A 14,639-nucleotide genomic window follows, 5' to 3' on the forward strand; every position below is an offset into this window, starting at 1 on the left:
GCAGGCCTCGCGACCGAACATCGCGGTCAGCCGCGCGCGGGTGTTGGCCAGGCCCACGCCGCTGCCGCCGCTGGCGGCGAAGCCCTGGCCGGTGTCGCGCACCTCCAGCACCAGACCGTGGCCGCCGGGCTCGCGCCGGGCGGAGATGTCGATGCGGCCGCCCTCGGGCAGCGGGGACAGGCCGTGCTTGATGGCGTTCTCCACCAGCGTCGGCAGCACCATCGGCGGCAGCGGCGTGGCGAAGAGCGCGGCATCGGCCTCGATGTCGAAGCGCAGCCGCTCGCCCATGCGCATCTGCAGGATGGTGAGGTAGCTGCGCGCCAGTTCCAGCTCCTGGCCCAGCGTCGACGTGCCCTGGCGCATGCTGGGCAAGGCCGCCCGCAGATAGGCGATCAGGCTGCCCATCATGTCGCGGCCGCGTTCGGGCGCGGTCTCGTAGAGGCGCTTCACGTTGGCCAGCGTGTTGAACAGGAAGTGCGGCTCGATCTGCGCGTTCAACGCGGAGAACTGGGCCTCCAGCTGCTGCGCCTGGAGCCGGTCGTGCTGCCGGGCCAGTTCGGCGAGCCGGGCCTGGGCGCTGCGTTCCTCGCGCACGCCGTGCAGCAGCGCGGCGAAGAAGCCGCCCAGCACCAGCCACAGCGCCATCGTCGAGGCCAGCCAGTCCCAGTGCAGCGGCGCCTCCGGGTCGCCCAGATTCGCGACCTTGTAGCGCAGCAGGGCGCCGACGGTGGCGCCGACCGCGATCGCGACCGCGCGCACGGCCCAAGGCCAGCGCAGCGTGCTGCGCGCGAGCAGGGCCTCCGCCAGCGCGAGCGCGCCCAGCACGCTCAGCGCCGTCAGCAGCGTCTGACGGGTGAAGCGCAGCCACTCCAGGAGCCAGCCGGTGATGCTGTCGTCCTGCGTCAGCCAGCTGAGCGAGCGCGAGCCGGCCATCGCGAGGCAGAAGTAGAAGCAGGCCGCGATCATGCGCAGGTTGAACAGCTGCAGCGCGGCGTCCCGCGCCGAGCGGCGGGGTTCGGACGGTTCGCCTGCGGGCGGGACGGAGGACGCATCGGACATGGGCGCGATTCTGTCCGCCTCCCGGAAGCCTTGCCAGCGCGTGCGACGAAGCCGGACTGGACGGGACGAGTCCGCCCCTCGCCGGACCGAAGTCCCGCGGTCGGAGGCGGCGAAACGGCATACTTGCCGTCCATGAAGATCCATATCGGAAATGGCGCCCGCCTGTTCGTGGACGTCGAGGGACCCGGCCTGGTGCCGGACGGGGCACGGATGCGGGAGAAGCCGACGCTGATCTGCATGCATGGCGGGCCGGGCTTCGACCATGCGGCGTTCAAGCCGGCGTTCAGCCAGCTGGCGGACCTGGCGCAGATCGTCTACTACGACCACCGCGGCCATGGCCGCAGCGATCCGCGGCCGTCGTCCGAATGGACGCTGGACATGTGGGCAGACGACATCGTCCGCCTCAGCGATGCCCTGGGCATCGAGAAGCCGATCGTGCTGGGGCAGTCCTTCGGCGGCTTCGTCGCGCAGCGCTACATCGCGCGGCATCCGGGCCATGCGTCCAAGGTGATCCTGTCCAGCACCTCGCACCACATGGGCCTGGCGCGCAAGCTCGACGCCTTCGAGCGGCGTGGCGGACCGGAGGCCCGCGCGCTGGCGGAAGCCTTCTGGAGCCGACCGACCCGCGAGACTTTCGAGGCCTACTGGAACGGCGTGCGCCACCTCTACAACACGCAGCCCGCGGCCGATCCCGAGGCGGGCGGTCGCACGCTGGTGAACCTGGACATCCTGCTGCACTTCGTCAGCGGCGAGAAGCAGGACCTCGGCCTCCTGAAGGGGCTGGAGAAGGCGCAGTGCCCGGTGCTGGTGATGGTCGGCGAGGACGATCCGGTCTGCCCGCTCGAGGATGCGCTGGAGATCCACGAGGCGCTGCCGGCGCAGTGGCGTCAGCTGGCGCGGTTCCCCGGAGTCGGCCACGGCGCGTGGCGCGACGACCCGGTCGCGGCCTTCGCGGTGCTGAGGAAGTTCATCGCCGACTGAACGGCCGGCAAATCGTGCGGCCCGGTGTTACTCCCTCTCCCGCTTGCGGGAGAGGGCAGGGGTGAGGGCCGGCGGCCGTCGAAGCAACGCTTCTCAGGACGCCACGAGCGCCTTGAGATCGCGCTCGACCAGCGTGGCGTCGCCGAGGTTGAGCTCGATGACGCGGCGCAGGTGGGTGATGCTCTCGATGTCGATGCCCAGGCAGAGCAGCCCGGCGCGATCGCCTTCCACGTGCGCCAGCTGCGCCGCCATCGTGATGCGGCCGTCGTGCGGCGCCAGCGGCAGGTCCAGCAGGCACAGCGCGCCGGGCTCGACGCCCGCGTCGGGCGGCAGCAGCAGCAGCGCGCCCTTGAGCGACAGGTCCAGCACCTGCACCGGCAGGCGTTGCTCGACCGTCACCAGCTGCGCCGGACCGGCGAAGGCGATGCGGGAGAAATGGCGGCGTTCGGCGCTCATGGTGTCGTCGGGCGTGGGCCGGGCGTCAGAGCTCGGCGTAGATCGTGCTCTTCTCGATTGCCTGGTGCAGGCGCGATGGCGCCAGCGGTTCCAGGCCCATCGTCTCCAGCAGGTACCACGAGGCGCGCAGCAGCGCCGAGGTGGCCTGGCGGAGTTCGGTCGATTCGGGCGTCTCCGATCGCGACAGCATCGCCTGGAGCTGGCGCGACTGCTGGTGGCTGGGCACTTCCGGCACCTGCGACGGCACATGGGCCTGGGTGAGCCGGCCCAGCAGCTGCTGGACCTCATGGCCGTGCTCGGGGGACTGGATCAGGCGCGCCAGGTCGCCGAGCAGGCGCTCGCCGGCAGCGGCCAGCAACTGCGCGGAGTGGTCCGCGCCGCCGGCGACGTAAAGCGCCGACGCCATGTCCAGGTACTCCAGCGCTCGCGCCAGACGGGGCAGGTCACTGCTCACTGCATGTCCTCCTTGATGCACTCTTGTCACGACTGCGTTTTGCATGCATCGCCGCTCCTTGTTCTGGAAACCGGTTCCCTCTCGACGGCGTGAAGGGGAGTGTATCGGCGCGCCGCGACGCTGCGCGCACCGTTTGTCACGACGACGGGTAGCATCCATCGGTTCGCAGGGCGGGCACTCTGCTTGCCATCCGACCAGGCCCGGCGCGGGCGACGCCAGAATCCCACGCCATCCAGACTACCCGGAGATGCACATGGACCGTCAAGACAATACGACCGAGGGGCTGATCGATCTCAGCGAGGCGCCGTCGCTGCGGGCGCGCCGCGACGCATTGGGGCGGCTGGGCCGCTATGCGGCCGCGGGGCTGGTGCTGCCGCCCGGCCTGGCCGTGCTGCCGGCGCTGGCCACCGAGAACGAGGACGATACCTACGACGAGGATTCGGTGCTGAAGGCGGCGACCGATTTCTTCGGCGAGACGACCGAGGGCCTGGCCAAGGTGATCGAGAAGGCCTTCAAGGACCAGGGCCGCCCGAACGCCTACATCAAGGGCCAGGAAGCCAGCGGCGCGCTGACGGTGGGTCTGCGCTACGGCGAAGGCTCGCTGATCATGAAGCGCGGCGGCGGCGGCGCTGTCTACTGGGCCGGACCGTCGGTCGGCTTCGACGTCGGCGGCAATGCCTCGAAGGTGTTCACGCTGGTCTACAAGCTGCCCAAGGCGAGCGCGATCTACCGCCGCTTCCCCGGCGTGGACGGCAGCCTGTACTACATCGGCGGCGCGGGCGTGAACTACCAGCGCGCCGACGGCATCACGCTGGCGCCGATCCGGCTGGGTGTGGGACTGCGCGCGGGCGCGAGCGTCGGTTACGTCCACTACCGGCGCGAGAAGTCGATCAATCCGTTCTGAGTCTGGATCGCGGAAGGCCGCCGGCGGCGGCGTCCGCGAGGGCTTGGCCGACGTTCAGCCGGCGTAGCCGCTTCAACTGGTTCAACCGGTGCGCAGCGGCGCGCCTTCGCGCTGACTGCGCGCGAGCGCCTGTTCGGCGCGGCCGAGCAGGCCGCTGCCGGTATCGCCCGGACCGCGCCAGGCCGTGAGGCCCATGCTGAGCGGACCGGCGGTCGGCTGCTGCTGCATCCACACCGCGCGGAAGCGCTCGCAGACCTTGCGGCCGGTGGGCAGGTCGACGTCGTGCAGCAGCATGAGCATCGCCTCGCCCTGTCCGAGGGCGAGCACGTCCTGCGCGCGGCACTGCTGTCGCAGCATGTGCGGCAGCGCGCCGGCGGGCGCCCGCGCCGCGCCGAGCGCGACCAGGCACCAGGCCATGTCGGGGGAGTTCTGCTGCTGGCGCTCGACCAGCCGCGCGAGCAACTGATCGCGCGAGGCCAGCGGCGACGAGGCGCCGGACTCGATCGCCAGCACATGGAAGCGCTTGAAGTGGGCGAGGGCGACGTTGTAGTCGCCGTGCGCCTCGGCCAGGGCGCTGAAGGTTTCCTGCATCGGCGCGTGGTCGTCGCCGTGGGTCTTGCGCAGCTCATCCAGACGGGAACGGGCTGCGTCGAGTTGGCCGTCCAGGATGAGACGGCGGGCTTCGGCGCAGCCTTGTTCCAGATCGCCCAAGGTACCGGGGCTGGATCGCAAGACCTTGTCTACAGTCATAACGGAAAAGAATAGCGTCCGCTATACGACCAAACCATGGGACGAACCCGGGGAAACGCCGTTGCACTCGCATCAAATGGTGTGCGGGGCGCAAGTGCGTGCTTACCGGTGGTCACGCCGACGACGGATTGGTGACGAGCGGATGAGCGCTTCGCGAAGGCGGGATGAACGGGGCGATGCGCGATGCGGATGACGACGGCGTGCCGACGCCATGACGCTTTCGTGGATTGGGGACAGGGGTCGGGGAGGGGCGGGACTAGGATGGACCGAGCCCCGTTGACGGAGACCCGCGCATGACCCAGAAGACCGTTCCCTCGACCGTTCCCTCGACCGAGCGCGCAGCTGCGACGTCACTGCCGTTGCAGGCGACCGCCGAGACGCTGCCGCCGCAGGACATCAGCGCCGAGGTGCTGCTGGAGAAATACGCCAAGGACGGCGAGCGCAGCCTCGAGGAAGTGCGGGTGCGGGTGGCGCGGGCGCTGGCGGCGGCGGAGTCGCCGGAGCAGCGCGCGTACTGGGAATCGAAGTTCCTGGAGGCGCAGCGGCGCGGTTTCGTGCCGGCGGGCCGGATCGCGTCGGCGGCGGGGACGGGGCTGTCGGCCACCTTGATCAACTGCTTCGTGCAGCCGGTCGGTGACGCGATCGCGGAGGAAGAGGACGGCCATCCCGGCATCTACACGGCGCTGACCGAGGCGGCGGAGACGATGCGGCGCGGGGGCGGCGTCGGCTACGACTTCTCCCGGATCCGGCCCAAGGGCGCGTACGTGAAGTCGACGCAGTCGAGCGCCTCGGGGCCGGTGAGCTACATGCGGGTCTTCGACCGCAGCTGCGAGACGGTGGAATCGGCCGGCTCGCGGCGCGGTGCGCAGATGGGCGTGTTGCGCTGCGACCATCCGGACATCGAGGAGTTCATCCACGCCAAGGACCAGGGCGACCTGAAGAACTTCAACATCTCGGTGGGCGTGACCGACGCGTTCATGGAGGCGGTGGAGGCGGACGCGGACATCGAGCTCGTGCACAAGGCGGCGCCGGGGTCCAAGCAGCGCGCGGCCGGCGCGACGCAGCGGGCGGACGGACTGTGGGTCTACCGCCGGATGCGGGCGCGCAAGCTCTGGGACCAGGTCATGCGCTCCACCTACGACCATGCGGAGCCGGGGGTGCTGTTCCTGGATCGGATCAATGCGGACAACAACCTGCATTACTGCGAGTCGATCAGCGCGACGAATCCGTGCGTGACGGCCGACACCTGGGTGTTGACCGGAGACGGCCCGCGGCAGGTCAGCGACTTGATCGGGACACCGTTCCTGGCGATGGTCGACGGCAAGGCCTACCGGACGGAGTCGGCGGGGTTCTTCCTCACGGGAACGAAACCTGTGTTGAGCCTGAAGACGAAGGAAGGACATTCGCTGCGGCTGACCGCGAATCACTTGGTGAGGAGAGTCCTCAAGCGTTCCCGCTATTTGACCGAGACCGATTGGGTAGCGGCCGGTGCGTTGCAGCCGGGGGATGAGGTTGTCCTCCACGAGCATCGCTCGTTCGAAGGGTGGGGCGGCGACTACACGGCCGCACAGGGATACCTGATCGGGGCGCTGTTGGGCGACGGATGGCTGAGGGATTCCAAGGCAGTGCTTTCCGTGTGGGCACCAGAACTGCATCAGGCAGTCAACGGCGTGACGCCGGTCCATTCGGCGGAAGGGATTGCCGCTGCAATCTCGGAGGCGATCGCGACCTTGCCTCATCGCGCGGATTTCCGCGGTTGGCAACGCCCGATCGCCGCGCAAGGTCAGATGCGGATGGCGTCTGCGCCCCTCCGCGATCTGGCCTTTGAGCTTGGCATGCGATGTGGCCCTGGGGGCAAGCAGATCACGCCCGTCATGGAACGGGCGTCGTCGGCGTTTCAAGCTGCATTCCTGCGAGGCCTGTTTGACGCTGATGGTTTAGTGCAAGGCACCCAGGAGAAGGGCGTCAGTGTGCGTCTTACCCAGTCCAACCTGGGCACGCTTCAAGCCGTGCAGCGAATGCTGCAGCGGCTCGGCATCGTGAGCACGATCTACGCCAACCGGAGGCTCGCGGGGATGCGCGTCCTGCCGGACGGCAAAGGCGGACAACGGGAGTATCCCCACCAGCCTGTCCACGATCTGGTCGTCGCATGCGACAACCTTCAGGTCTTTGCGGAGCGCATCGGCTTTGCGGACACGGCGAAGGCGGAACGGCTGGCGCAGCGCCTGGCTTCACAGAAGCGCGCGCCCAATCGCGAGCGCTTCGTGGCGACAGTCGCCTCGGTCGAACTCGATGGCGTCGAGCCCGTCTACGACGTGACGGTCGAGCATGTGCATGCCTTCGACGCCAACGGGCTCATGGTCCACAACTGCGCCGAGCAGCCGCTTCCTTCTTACGGCTGCTGCTGCCTCGGTTCGATCGACCTGACGGTCTTCGTGAAGGACGCGTTCGTGGCGAAGGCCTCCTTCGACGAGGCCGAGTTCGCCGACATCTGCAAGACCGCCACCCGGATGCTCGACAACGTGCTCGACGTGACGCCGTGGCCGCTGCCGCAGCAGGCGCGCGAGGCCGCCAACAAGCGGCGCGTGGGGCTGGGCTTCACCGGCCTTGGCGACACGCTGGTGATGCTTGGCCTGCGCTACGACAGCGAGCCCGCCCGCGCGATGGCGCGCCGCATCAGCGAGATCATGCGCGACGCCGCCTATGAGGCCTCCGCCGACCTCGCGATCGAGCGCGGTGCCTTTCCGCTCTTCAACGCCGATCTCTACCTGTCCGGGGGCAATTTCGCCTCGCGGCTGCCGCCGTGGCTGAAGGACAAGATCCGCGCGCAGGGCCTGCGCAACTCGCACCTGCTGTCGATCGCGCCGACCGGCACCATCTCGCTGGCCTTCGCCGACAACGCCAGCAACGGCATCGAGCCCGCGTTCTCGTGGAGCTACACCCGCCGCAAGCGCATGCCCGACAACTCGTTCAAGGAGTACGCCGTCGAGGACCACGCCTGGCGGCTCTACCGGCACCTGTTCGGCGCCGACGCGCCGCTGACCGACGCTTTCGTCACCGCGCTGGAGCTGCAGGCGTCGGATCACGAGGCGATGGTCGCGGCTGTCGCGCCCTATGTCGATACCTCGATCTCCAAGACCGTCAATGTCCCGGCGGACTATCCGTATGCCGACTTCCAGGACCTCTATCGCCTGGCTTGGAAAAGCGGACTGAAGGGCCTCGCGACCTACCGGCCGAACAGCGTGCTCGGCGCGGTGCTCAGCGTGGAGCCCATCGCCAAGCCGGAGCCGTTGAAGGCCGACATCGGTCCCAACCAGCGGCTGCGCGTCGAGCGTCTGCCCAAGCCGGTGCTGGCCTCGCTGCGCTGGCCGAGCCGGCCCGAGATGCCCGGCGGCAATCCGGCGTGGTCCACGATGATCCGCCACCCGCATGGCGACTTCGCGCTCTTCGTCGGCGAGCTGCCGGCGGAGGGACCCGATGCGGGCCTCTTCGGCCGCACGCTGCCGTTCGAGGTCTGGGTCAACGGTGCGGAGCAGCCCCGCGGCCTGGGCGCGCTGGCGAAGACGCTGTCGATGGACCTGCGTGCCAATGACGCGGCCTGGCTGCGGCTGAAGCTCGACGCGCTGGCGACCGTCGCCGAGGAGCGCGCCTTCGAAATGCCGATGCCGCCGCTGGGCGAAGCGCGCTTGTTCCCGGGCGTGGTCGCGGCGACCGCGGCCGTGATCCGCTGGCGCTGCGAGCAGCTCGGCGCGCTGCAGGAAGGCGGTCCGACGCCGGTGCTCGATGCGATGTTCTCGCGCGAGGAGCCGCGCACCGGCACGGCCGGCACGCTCGCCTGGGCGGTCGACGTGGACAACCCCGCCACCGGCGAGCTGTTCACCCTCACGCTCAAGGAAGTCAGCCTGCCCACGCCCGACGGCGGCAGCGTCACGCGGCCCTGCGCGATGGGTTTCTCAGGCAACTATCCGAAGGCGCTGGACGGGCTGGCGCGTCTGCTGTCGCTGGACATGCGGGTGCTCGACCCGGGCTGGATCGGCATGAAGCTGCGCAAGCTGCTCAACGTGGGCGAGCCGCTGGGCCATTTCATGGCGCCGGTGCCGACGCTGTCAGGGGAACGACGGCAGCAGGTGTGGCCGTCGACGGTCGCGTACGTCGCGCGGCTGGTCATCCACCGCTACGCGATGCTGGGGGTGCTGGACGAGAGCGGTTATCCGCTCGTCGACATGGGGCTGATGCAGCAGGCGCCGCTCAAGGCCGCGGGAGCGACCGCAGGCGCGGTGCGCGCCGCCTCGGAGGCCGGCGGCATCGTCGCGATGGCCGGCAAGAAGTGTCCCGAATGCGGCAACGCCACGCTCATCCTCCGCGACGGGTGCGAGTTCTGCACCGCGTGCGGCTTCGTGGGGCAGTGCGGGTGACTGCGCCGCCGGGCGTCATGCCCGGCGTCATGTCCGGAGTCGGGCCCGAGCTCAGGCCTGGCCTGGCGCCTTGTCTTCCGCGGGGGCGTCGCCGCCGGCCGGCGTGCCCTGGGCGACCGGCTCATCCGCGGGGGCGTCCGAGCCCGCACCGCTGGCCTTGCGATAGGCCTTTTCTTCCTTCTTCTTTTTCTTGGCCAGCTCGCGTTGGCGTTTTTCGTATGAGTAGTTGGGGGTAGCGATATCGGCCTCCGATAGGTTGGGGGTGATCGATGAGCCTGACGTTTCCGCCATTGCGCGAATCCGGGCCAGTTCCTGGCGGTGGACGTTGGTCCCGGTGGTGGTCAATCGAAGGCCGCCGCCATGCCATTCCAGCCAGTCCAGATCGACCAGGCGGTCGATCAGCTTTTCCGGAATCTCGTTGGCCTGACGCCGCTGGAGCGCATCGACACTCTGCCGCAACGAAGCACGGAGCTCGTCGAGGGTTTGTGGGACAGGCATGGTGCTCCTCCTCCGATCTCACCCCGCGACATGCGGAGCGAACAGATTCGCCAAGCAATCAAGGCGAGGACTTGCACGGCTTCCGACAGGAGAGACGAAGCGAAGACTTCGGGATGACAGGCTCACGGTCTATCGGCTGATCGTAGCGCAGACCGCGCGCCAACCTTTTTCGCGGAAAACGAATCCGTTAAGACGGCGTTTGCGTACAGCGTTCCGGTGAGGCATTCCTGCCTCGCCGCCAACCCCCTGGAGCTGCGATGACCGCCTTGAACGCCCCGATCCCCCGCACGAAGTCCGCGACGTCCGTGCTTGTCCTGCTGGCGCCCGTCGCGCTGCTGGGCGCCTGCGCCATGACCGGCCCGTCCTCGACCGCTCCGGCGTTCTCCCAGGCCGCGCTGCCGGCCGCCGTGCAGGTGCCGGACGGGCACAAGGTGTCGATGGAGACCGTCGGCGTCGGCAAGATCACCTACGAGTGCCGCGCGAAGAAGGACATGGCGGGACAGTTCGAGTGGGTGTTCGTCGGTCCGGACGCAGCCTTGAACGACAGGCGCGGCACCCTGGTCGGCAAGTACTACGGCCCGCCCGCCACCTGGGAAGCCCGCGACGGCTCCAAGGTCACCGGCACGCAGGTCGCGGTGGCGCCGGCGACGGCGGGGAGCATCCCGTTCCAGCTGGTGAAGGCGAATCCGGCCGTCGGCATGGGCGCCATGCAGGGCGTCAGCCACATCCAGCGCGTGGCCACCAAGGGCGGCGTCGCGCCGCAGACGGCGTGCGACGCCGCGGGCGTGGGTCAGAAGCAGGTCGTCGACTATCAGGCGGACTACATCTTCTGGGCGCCGGTGGCGATGCGCTGACAGGTTGCGGCTGCCGGGGCGCAAGGAGCGGCTGACTGCCGCCGCCGCTGGCCCTCACCCCCACCCTCTCCCGCAAGCGGGAGAGGGAGTAAGACCGGCGGCCTTAGACGGCCGCGCCGCGCTTGCGCAGGCGCCATCCCAGCATCGCGATGCCGGCGAGCAGCAGCGCGTAGGTCGACGGCTCCGGGACGGCGCTCAGCGTGGTGAAGCCGTTGCTGAAGCTGTAGGTCGCCATCAGGCCGTTGACCTTGGTCGCGGCGACGAGGTTCAGGAAGGTCGCGTCATGCGACAGGTCACCGGCAAAGCGCAGCGCGTAGCCGGCGCCCAGTTGCGTCACCGTCAGCACGCTGCCGGTCACGATGCTGCCCAGCGAGGCGAAGTTCAGCCCCGCGCCGTCGAGCTCGAACGCGCCGCTGCCCAGCAGCGCCAGACTCGCGAAACTCTGATTCCCGCCGGTCACCTTCAACGTGCCGCCGTTCACCTCCAGGGCACCTGCCGCGCCCAGGCGCTGGTCGCCCTGCAGCTCGAGCACGCCGCCGTCCAGCGTCACGGTGCCGATGTCCCGGCTCTGGCCGGTCAGCACGATGCGGCCGCTCTCGACCTGCATCTGGTTGACCTGGCTGAATGCGCCCGCGTAATTGAACTGGTTGCCGTTGCCGACTTCGAAGCGCACCGTCGCCGAACCCGCGCCGCTGGCGCCGCGCACGTCGCCGAGGATCACCGCCTGGCCGCCGCTGACCACCAACGTGCTGCGGCCCGCGCCCAGGTCGATCGCCACGCCGCTCGCGCTGCCGTCGATGCGGCCGGCGTTGACCACCGTCGTGTCGTAGTCGGAGGCCGAGCGGATCGCCGCCGCCGTCCCGCCGCCGACGATGGTGCCGCCGACCTGGTTGTCGATGCGGACCAGCTTGCCGCTGCCGCCCAGGCCGCCGATGTAGATCGCCGAATCGCTGGACCCGCGGATCACGCCGCCGGCGCCGTTGATCACCGTGGCGTTCGTGTAGAGCGCCTCGCGCTGACCGGCGTTCGGGCCGCTGGTGATGTCGTTGCCGACCAGCGAGATCCCGCGGCCCACCGCGTTCGTGTTGCCGGCCGTGACCAGGCCCTCGATCAGTCCGGTGTTGCGGATCGTGCCGCCGCCCGCCGAGATGCCTTCGCTGAACGCCAGCCCGCTGCCCAGCGGCGAGAAGGCGTTGATCGAGCGGATCGTGCCGCTGTTGGTCAGATCCAGCGGGCCGTCGACGTCGACACCGTCGCCGTCGCCGCTCACGCCGTTGCCTGTGATCAGCCCCGCGTTGCGGACCGTGATCACCTGCAGCGCGTTGAAGCCGTCGAAGTTCAGGCCCGCGCCGTTCATGCCGCGGATCGTCGCGCCGGCGGCGTTGTTGATGGCGCCGGTCCAGGCGATCGCCGTCTCCGGGCCGCCGGTCAAGCCGTGGCGGCCGCCTTCGAGCAGGCCGCCCGACAGATTGTTGAAGGTGATGCCGCTGTTGGCCTGGAAGTCGATGCCGTCGCTGCTCGAGCCCGTCGTCGTGATCGAGCGGATGGTGCCGGCGTTGTTGACGATGCCGTTGACGCCGGGACGGATCGCGTCCGCCTCGTAGGCCAGCATCAGCGCGCCGGCCTGGTTGTTGACGATGTTGCCGCCCGAGCCGATCGCGTTGAAGTCGACGACCTGGTTGCCGCCGCCCGACGCGTTCGTCGAGATCATGCTGCCCCAGTTGGTCAGCGTGACGCTGGCCGGGGACTTGTTCATCTGGATCAGGTCCGCGTCCTGCGCGCGCATCAGGGCGGTGCTGTTGGTCGCGCTGCCGTTGACGATGACCAGGTTCTGCACGCCGGTGTTGTCGCGGATCACGCGACCCGTGCCCGTCTGCACGATGCTGCCGAGGTTGTTCAGCGTCGCGTTGTTGCCGCTGACCGTCACTGCCACCGTGGAGCCTCCCACCGTCAGCGTGCCGGTGGCGCACAGCGCGCCGGTCTGGCCGCTGCCGCTGCCCAGCGTCTGCGCCGCCGTGGACGCGCCGCAAAGGTCGAAGGACGCGGCGCCTGCCGGGCCGGCCTGCAGCAGCAGCGCGGCGAGCGCCAACCCGCTCAGGCGGAACACCGGTGCGCGGCGGAGGGAGAGGGCGGAACGGCGGAACGGGAGGTGGACCATGGCGCGGCGTGTCTCGTGTGAACTATTCACGCGATGCTAGGAGGGCCGCGCCCTGCGCGGCACCGCCCGAGCAGGGTGGCTCCGGAGGCGGGGCTGACACACGCCTGTCACGGAGCGGTGAAACTGAAATCCCCAGGCGCCATCGGGGAAATCGGGGAAACCCGCTGTCTGTGATTGCCGTCACGGCGTTCCTCCCCGTGAATGCGGGGGGCCGGAAAACCGATCCCGCACTGCGTCACGTCGCGGCGGGAGTGACACATTCGTGTCGCCGGTTTCAAAAGTAGCATTTCGACCGTTTCGACGCTTTCCAGGGACAGGTCATGAACGCTCTTTCGGTCAAGAAGCAGCTGATGTTCGCTTTCGCCGCGCTGGTCGCGGCGGTGGTGCTGGTCAGCGTCGTCGCCTTGCGCAACCTCGCCGGCGCGGACGCGCGTTTCAGCGGCTTCGTCCACGGCATCAACGAGCGCGAATCGATGGCCGTCGATGTCCGCATCGACGCCAACCGCCGCGCCATCGGCGTGCGCGACATGGTCATCGTGAAGGACGCGGCCGACATCGAGGCCTCGAAGAAGATGGCGCTCGACGCGCATGCCGCGATCGGCAGCCACCTGAAGCGTCTGAGCGACGCCGTGGCCGCGGCGCCGGACGCCACGCCGCGCGAGCGTGAACTGCTGGCCCACATCGTCCAGGTCGAGGCGAAGTACGGTCCGGTGGCCGCGCACATCGTCGACCTGGCCGCCGCCGGCAAGCGCGACGAGGCCATGGAGGCCATGACCCGGGACTGCCGGCCGCTGCTGGCAGCCTTGCTGCAGTCCGCGCGGGAGTACATGGAATACACGTCCAAGGGCGGCGACGAGGTGGCCGCCGCCGCCAGCGCCCAATACCGGGCGCAGCGCTGGTGGATGACGCTGATCAGCCTGGCTGCCGTCGGTATCGCCGTGGGTCTGGGCTGGCTGATCACGCGCCGCCTGATGACGGCGCTCGGCACGGAGCCGGCGCAACTCGCCGACGCTGCCCACCGCATCGCCGACGGCGACCTGCGCCCGGTCGAAGGCGCCGCCTCGGCGCCGGCCGACAGCGTGCTCGCGTCCATGGGCGTGATGCAGTCGCAACTGGTCGCATTGATCGGTCAGGTGCGGGGATCGGCGGACCAGATCGCGATGGCGAGCGCCCAGATCGCCCAGGGCAACAACGACCTGTCGGCGCGCACCGAAGAGCAGGCCTCTGCGATCGAGGAGACCGCCGCCTCGATGGAACAGCTCAGCGCCACCGTGCGCCAGAACGCCGACAACGCCCAGCAGGCCAACCAGCTGGCGCTCAATGCCAGCGAAGTCGCCACGCGCGGCGGCGAAGTCGTGGGACAGGTCGTCGGGACCCTGCGCGGCATCAACGACAGCAGCCGCCGCATCGCCGACATCATCGGCGTCATCGATGGCATCGCCTTCCAGACCAACATCCTGGCGCTGAACGCGGCGGTCGAGGCCGCGCGGGCTGGCGAGCAGGGGCGCGGCTTCGCGGTCGTGGCTTCGGAAGTGCGCAGCCTGGCGAGCCGGTCCGCCGGTGCGGCCAAGGAGATCAAGCAGCTCATCGGTGACAGCGTCGCCCGTGTCGAGCAGGGCACCGGCCTGGTCGACCAGGCGGGCGCGACGATGACCGAGGTCGTCGGCGCGATCCGTCGCGTCTCCGACATCGTCGGCGAGATCAGCGCCGCGAGCGTCGAGCAGAGTGCCGGCGTCGCGCAGGTCGGCGAGGCCATCACGCAGATGGATCGCGCCACGCAGCAGAACGCCTCGCTGGTCGAGGAGAGCGCGGCCGCGGCCGACAGCATGAAGCAGCAGGCCGCCGGCATGGTCGGCGCGGTGGCGGTCTTCCGCATCGGCGACGACGATCGCGTTTCGCCGAAGGCTGCGCGTCAAGCGACGCGATCGGCTGCGACGGCCGCCGCGCGGGCGCCCACGACCACGCCGACGATGCTGGCGTCGCCCCGCGCCGTTCCTGCGCAGGCCGCCGTCGCACCGGCCCGTGTGACACCGGCCACCGCGCCGGCCATGGCGCGTCCGGCGGTCCGTGTCGTCGCTGCCACACCGGCCCCGAGGCGGCGTTCCGCGCC

The 14,639-nt window shown here is 69.6% G+C and carries 11 protein-coding genes; 5 read left to right on the plus strand and 6 right to left on the minus strand.

Features of this window, described 5'->3' with window-relative positions:
• Positions 1 to 1,059 (minus strand): sensor histidine kinase (locus tag VF536_RS03470; RefSeq protein ID WP_331613393.1); only part of this gene is annotated, 1,059 nt, incomplete at its 3' end.
• Positions 1,060 to 1,191: 132 nt separating this feature from the next.
• Between VF536_RS03470 and VF536_RS03475 the strand changes: the two genes are divergently transcribed.
• Positions 1,192 to 2,040 (plus strand): alpha/beta hydrolase, encoded by an 849-nt coding sequence (locus tag VF536_RS03475; protein WP_331613394.1) that lies wholly within the window; start codon positions 1,192 to 1,194, stop codon positions 2,038 to 2,040.
• 93 nt (positions 2,041 to 2,133) lie between these two features.
• Here the strand turns inward: VF536_RS03475 and VF536_RS03480 are convergent, their stop codons facing one another.
• Entirely contained in the window at positions 2,134 to 2,496 is a 363-nt protein-coding gene (locus VF536_RS03480; RefSeq protein ID WP_331613395.1) for a PilZ domain-containing protein, read from the minus strand.
• Positions 2,497 to 2,521: 25 nt separating this feature from the next.
• Positions 2,522 to 2,950, minus strand: a complete 429-nt coding sequence (locus VF536_RS03485; RefSeq protein ID WP_331613397.1) for a hypothetical protein — start codon at positions 2,948 to 2,950, stop codon at positions 2,522 to 2,524.
• Between the two features lie 253 nt (positions 2,951 to 3,203).
• On the opposite strand from VF536_RS03485, the gene VF536_RS03490 reads away from it, so the two are divergent.
• Positions 3,204 to 3,854 (plus strand): DUF1134 domain-containing protein, encoded by a 651-nt coding sequence (locus VF536_RS03490; RefSeq protein WP_331613398.1) that lies wholly within the window; start codon positions 3,204 to 3,206, stop codon positions 3,852 to 3,854.
• Positions 3,855 to 3,935: 81 nt separating this feature from the next.
• On the opposite strand, the gene VF536_RS03495 is transcribed toward VF536_RS03490, so the two are convergent.
• Entirely contained in the window at positions 3,936 to 4,604 is a 669-nt protein-coding gene (locus tag VF536_RS03495; protein ID WP_331613399.1) for a hypothetical protein, read from the minus strand.
• 293 nt (positions 4,605 to 4,897) lie between these two features.
• Between VF536_RS03495 and VF536_RS03500 the strand changes: the two genes are divergently transcribed.
• Positions 4,898 to 9,019 carry an LAGLIDADG family homing endonuclease gene (locus VF536_RS03500; protein WP_331613400.1) on the plus strand — a complete coding sequence of 1,374 codons (4,122 nt, stop codon included), beginning with the start codon at positions 4,898 to 4,900 and terminating at the stop codon, positions 9,017 to 9,019.
• 51 nt (positions 9,020 to 9,070) lie between these two features.
• On the opposite strand, the gene VF536_RS27715 is transcribed toward VF536_RS03500, so the two are convergent.
• Positions 9,071 to 9,517: a hypothetical protein gene (locus VF536_RS27715; protein WP_414710267.1), complete on the minus strand. Its 447-nt coding sequence runs from the start codon at positions 9,515 to 9,517 to the stop codon at positions 9,071 to 9,073.
• 257 nt (positions 9,518 to 9,774) lie between these two features.
• Between VF536_RS27715 and VF536_RS03510 the strand changes: the two genes are divergently transcribed.
• Positions 9,775 to 10,371, plus strand: coding sequence for a DUF3455 domain-containing protein (locus VF536_RS03510; protein ID WP_414710268.1), 597 nt, complete (start codon positions 9,775 to 9,777; stop codon positions 10,369 to 10,371).
• 103 nt (positions 10,372 to 10,474) lie between these two features.
• On the opposite strand, the gene VF536_RS03515 is transcribed toward VF536_RS03510, so the two are convergent.
• The gene (locus VF536_RS03515; RefSeq protein WP_331613401.1) at positions 10,475 to 12,529 is read right to left on the minus strand and encodes a beta strand repeat-containing protein; all 2,055 of its coding nucleotides are present in this window, start codon (positions 12,527 to 12,529) and stop codon (positions 10,475 to 10,477) included.
• A 320-nt stretch (positions 12,530 to 12,849) separates the two neighbouring features.
• On the opposite strand from VF536_RS03515, the gene VF536_RS03520 reads away from it, so the two are divergent.
• The coding region (locus tag VF536_RS03520; protein WP_331613402.1) for a methyl-accepting chemotaxis protein at positions 12,850 to 14,639 on the plus strand (1,790 nt) is incomplete at its 3' end.

It is taken from the genome of Roseateles sp. (genome assembly GCF_036486225.1).
Classification (GTDB): Bacteria; Pseudomonadota; Gammaproteobacteria; order Burkholderiales; family Burkholderiaceae_C; genus Roseateles.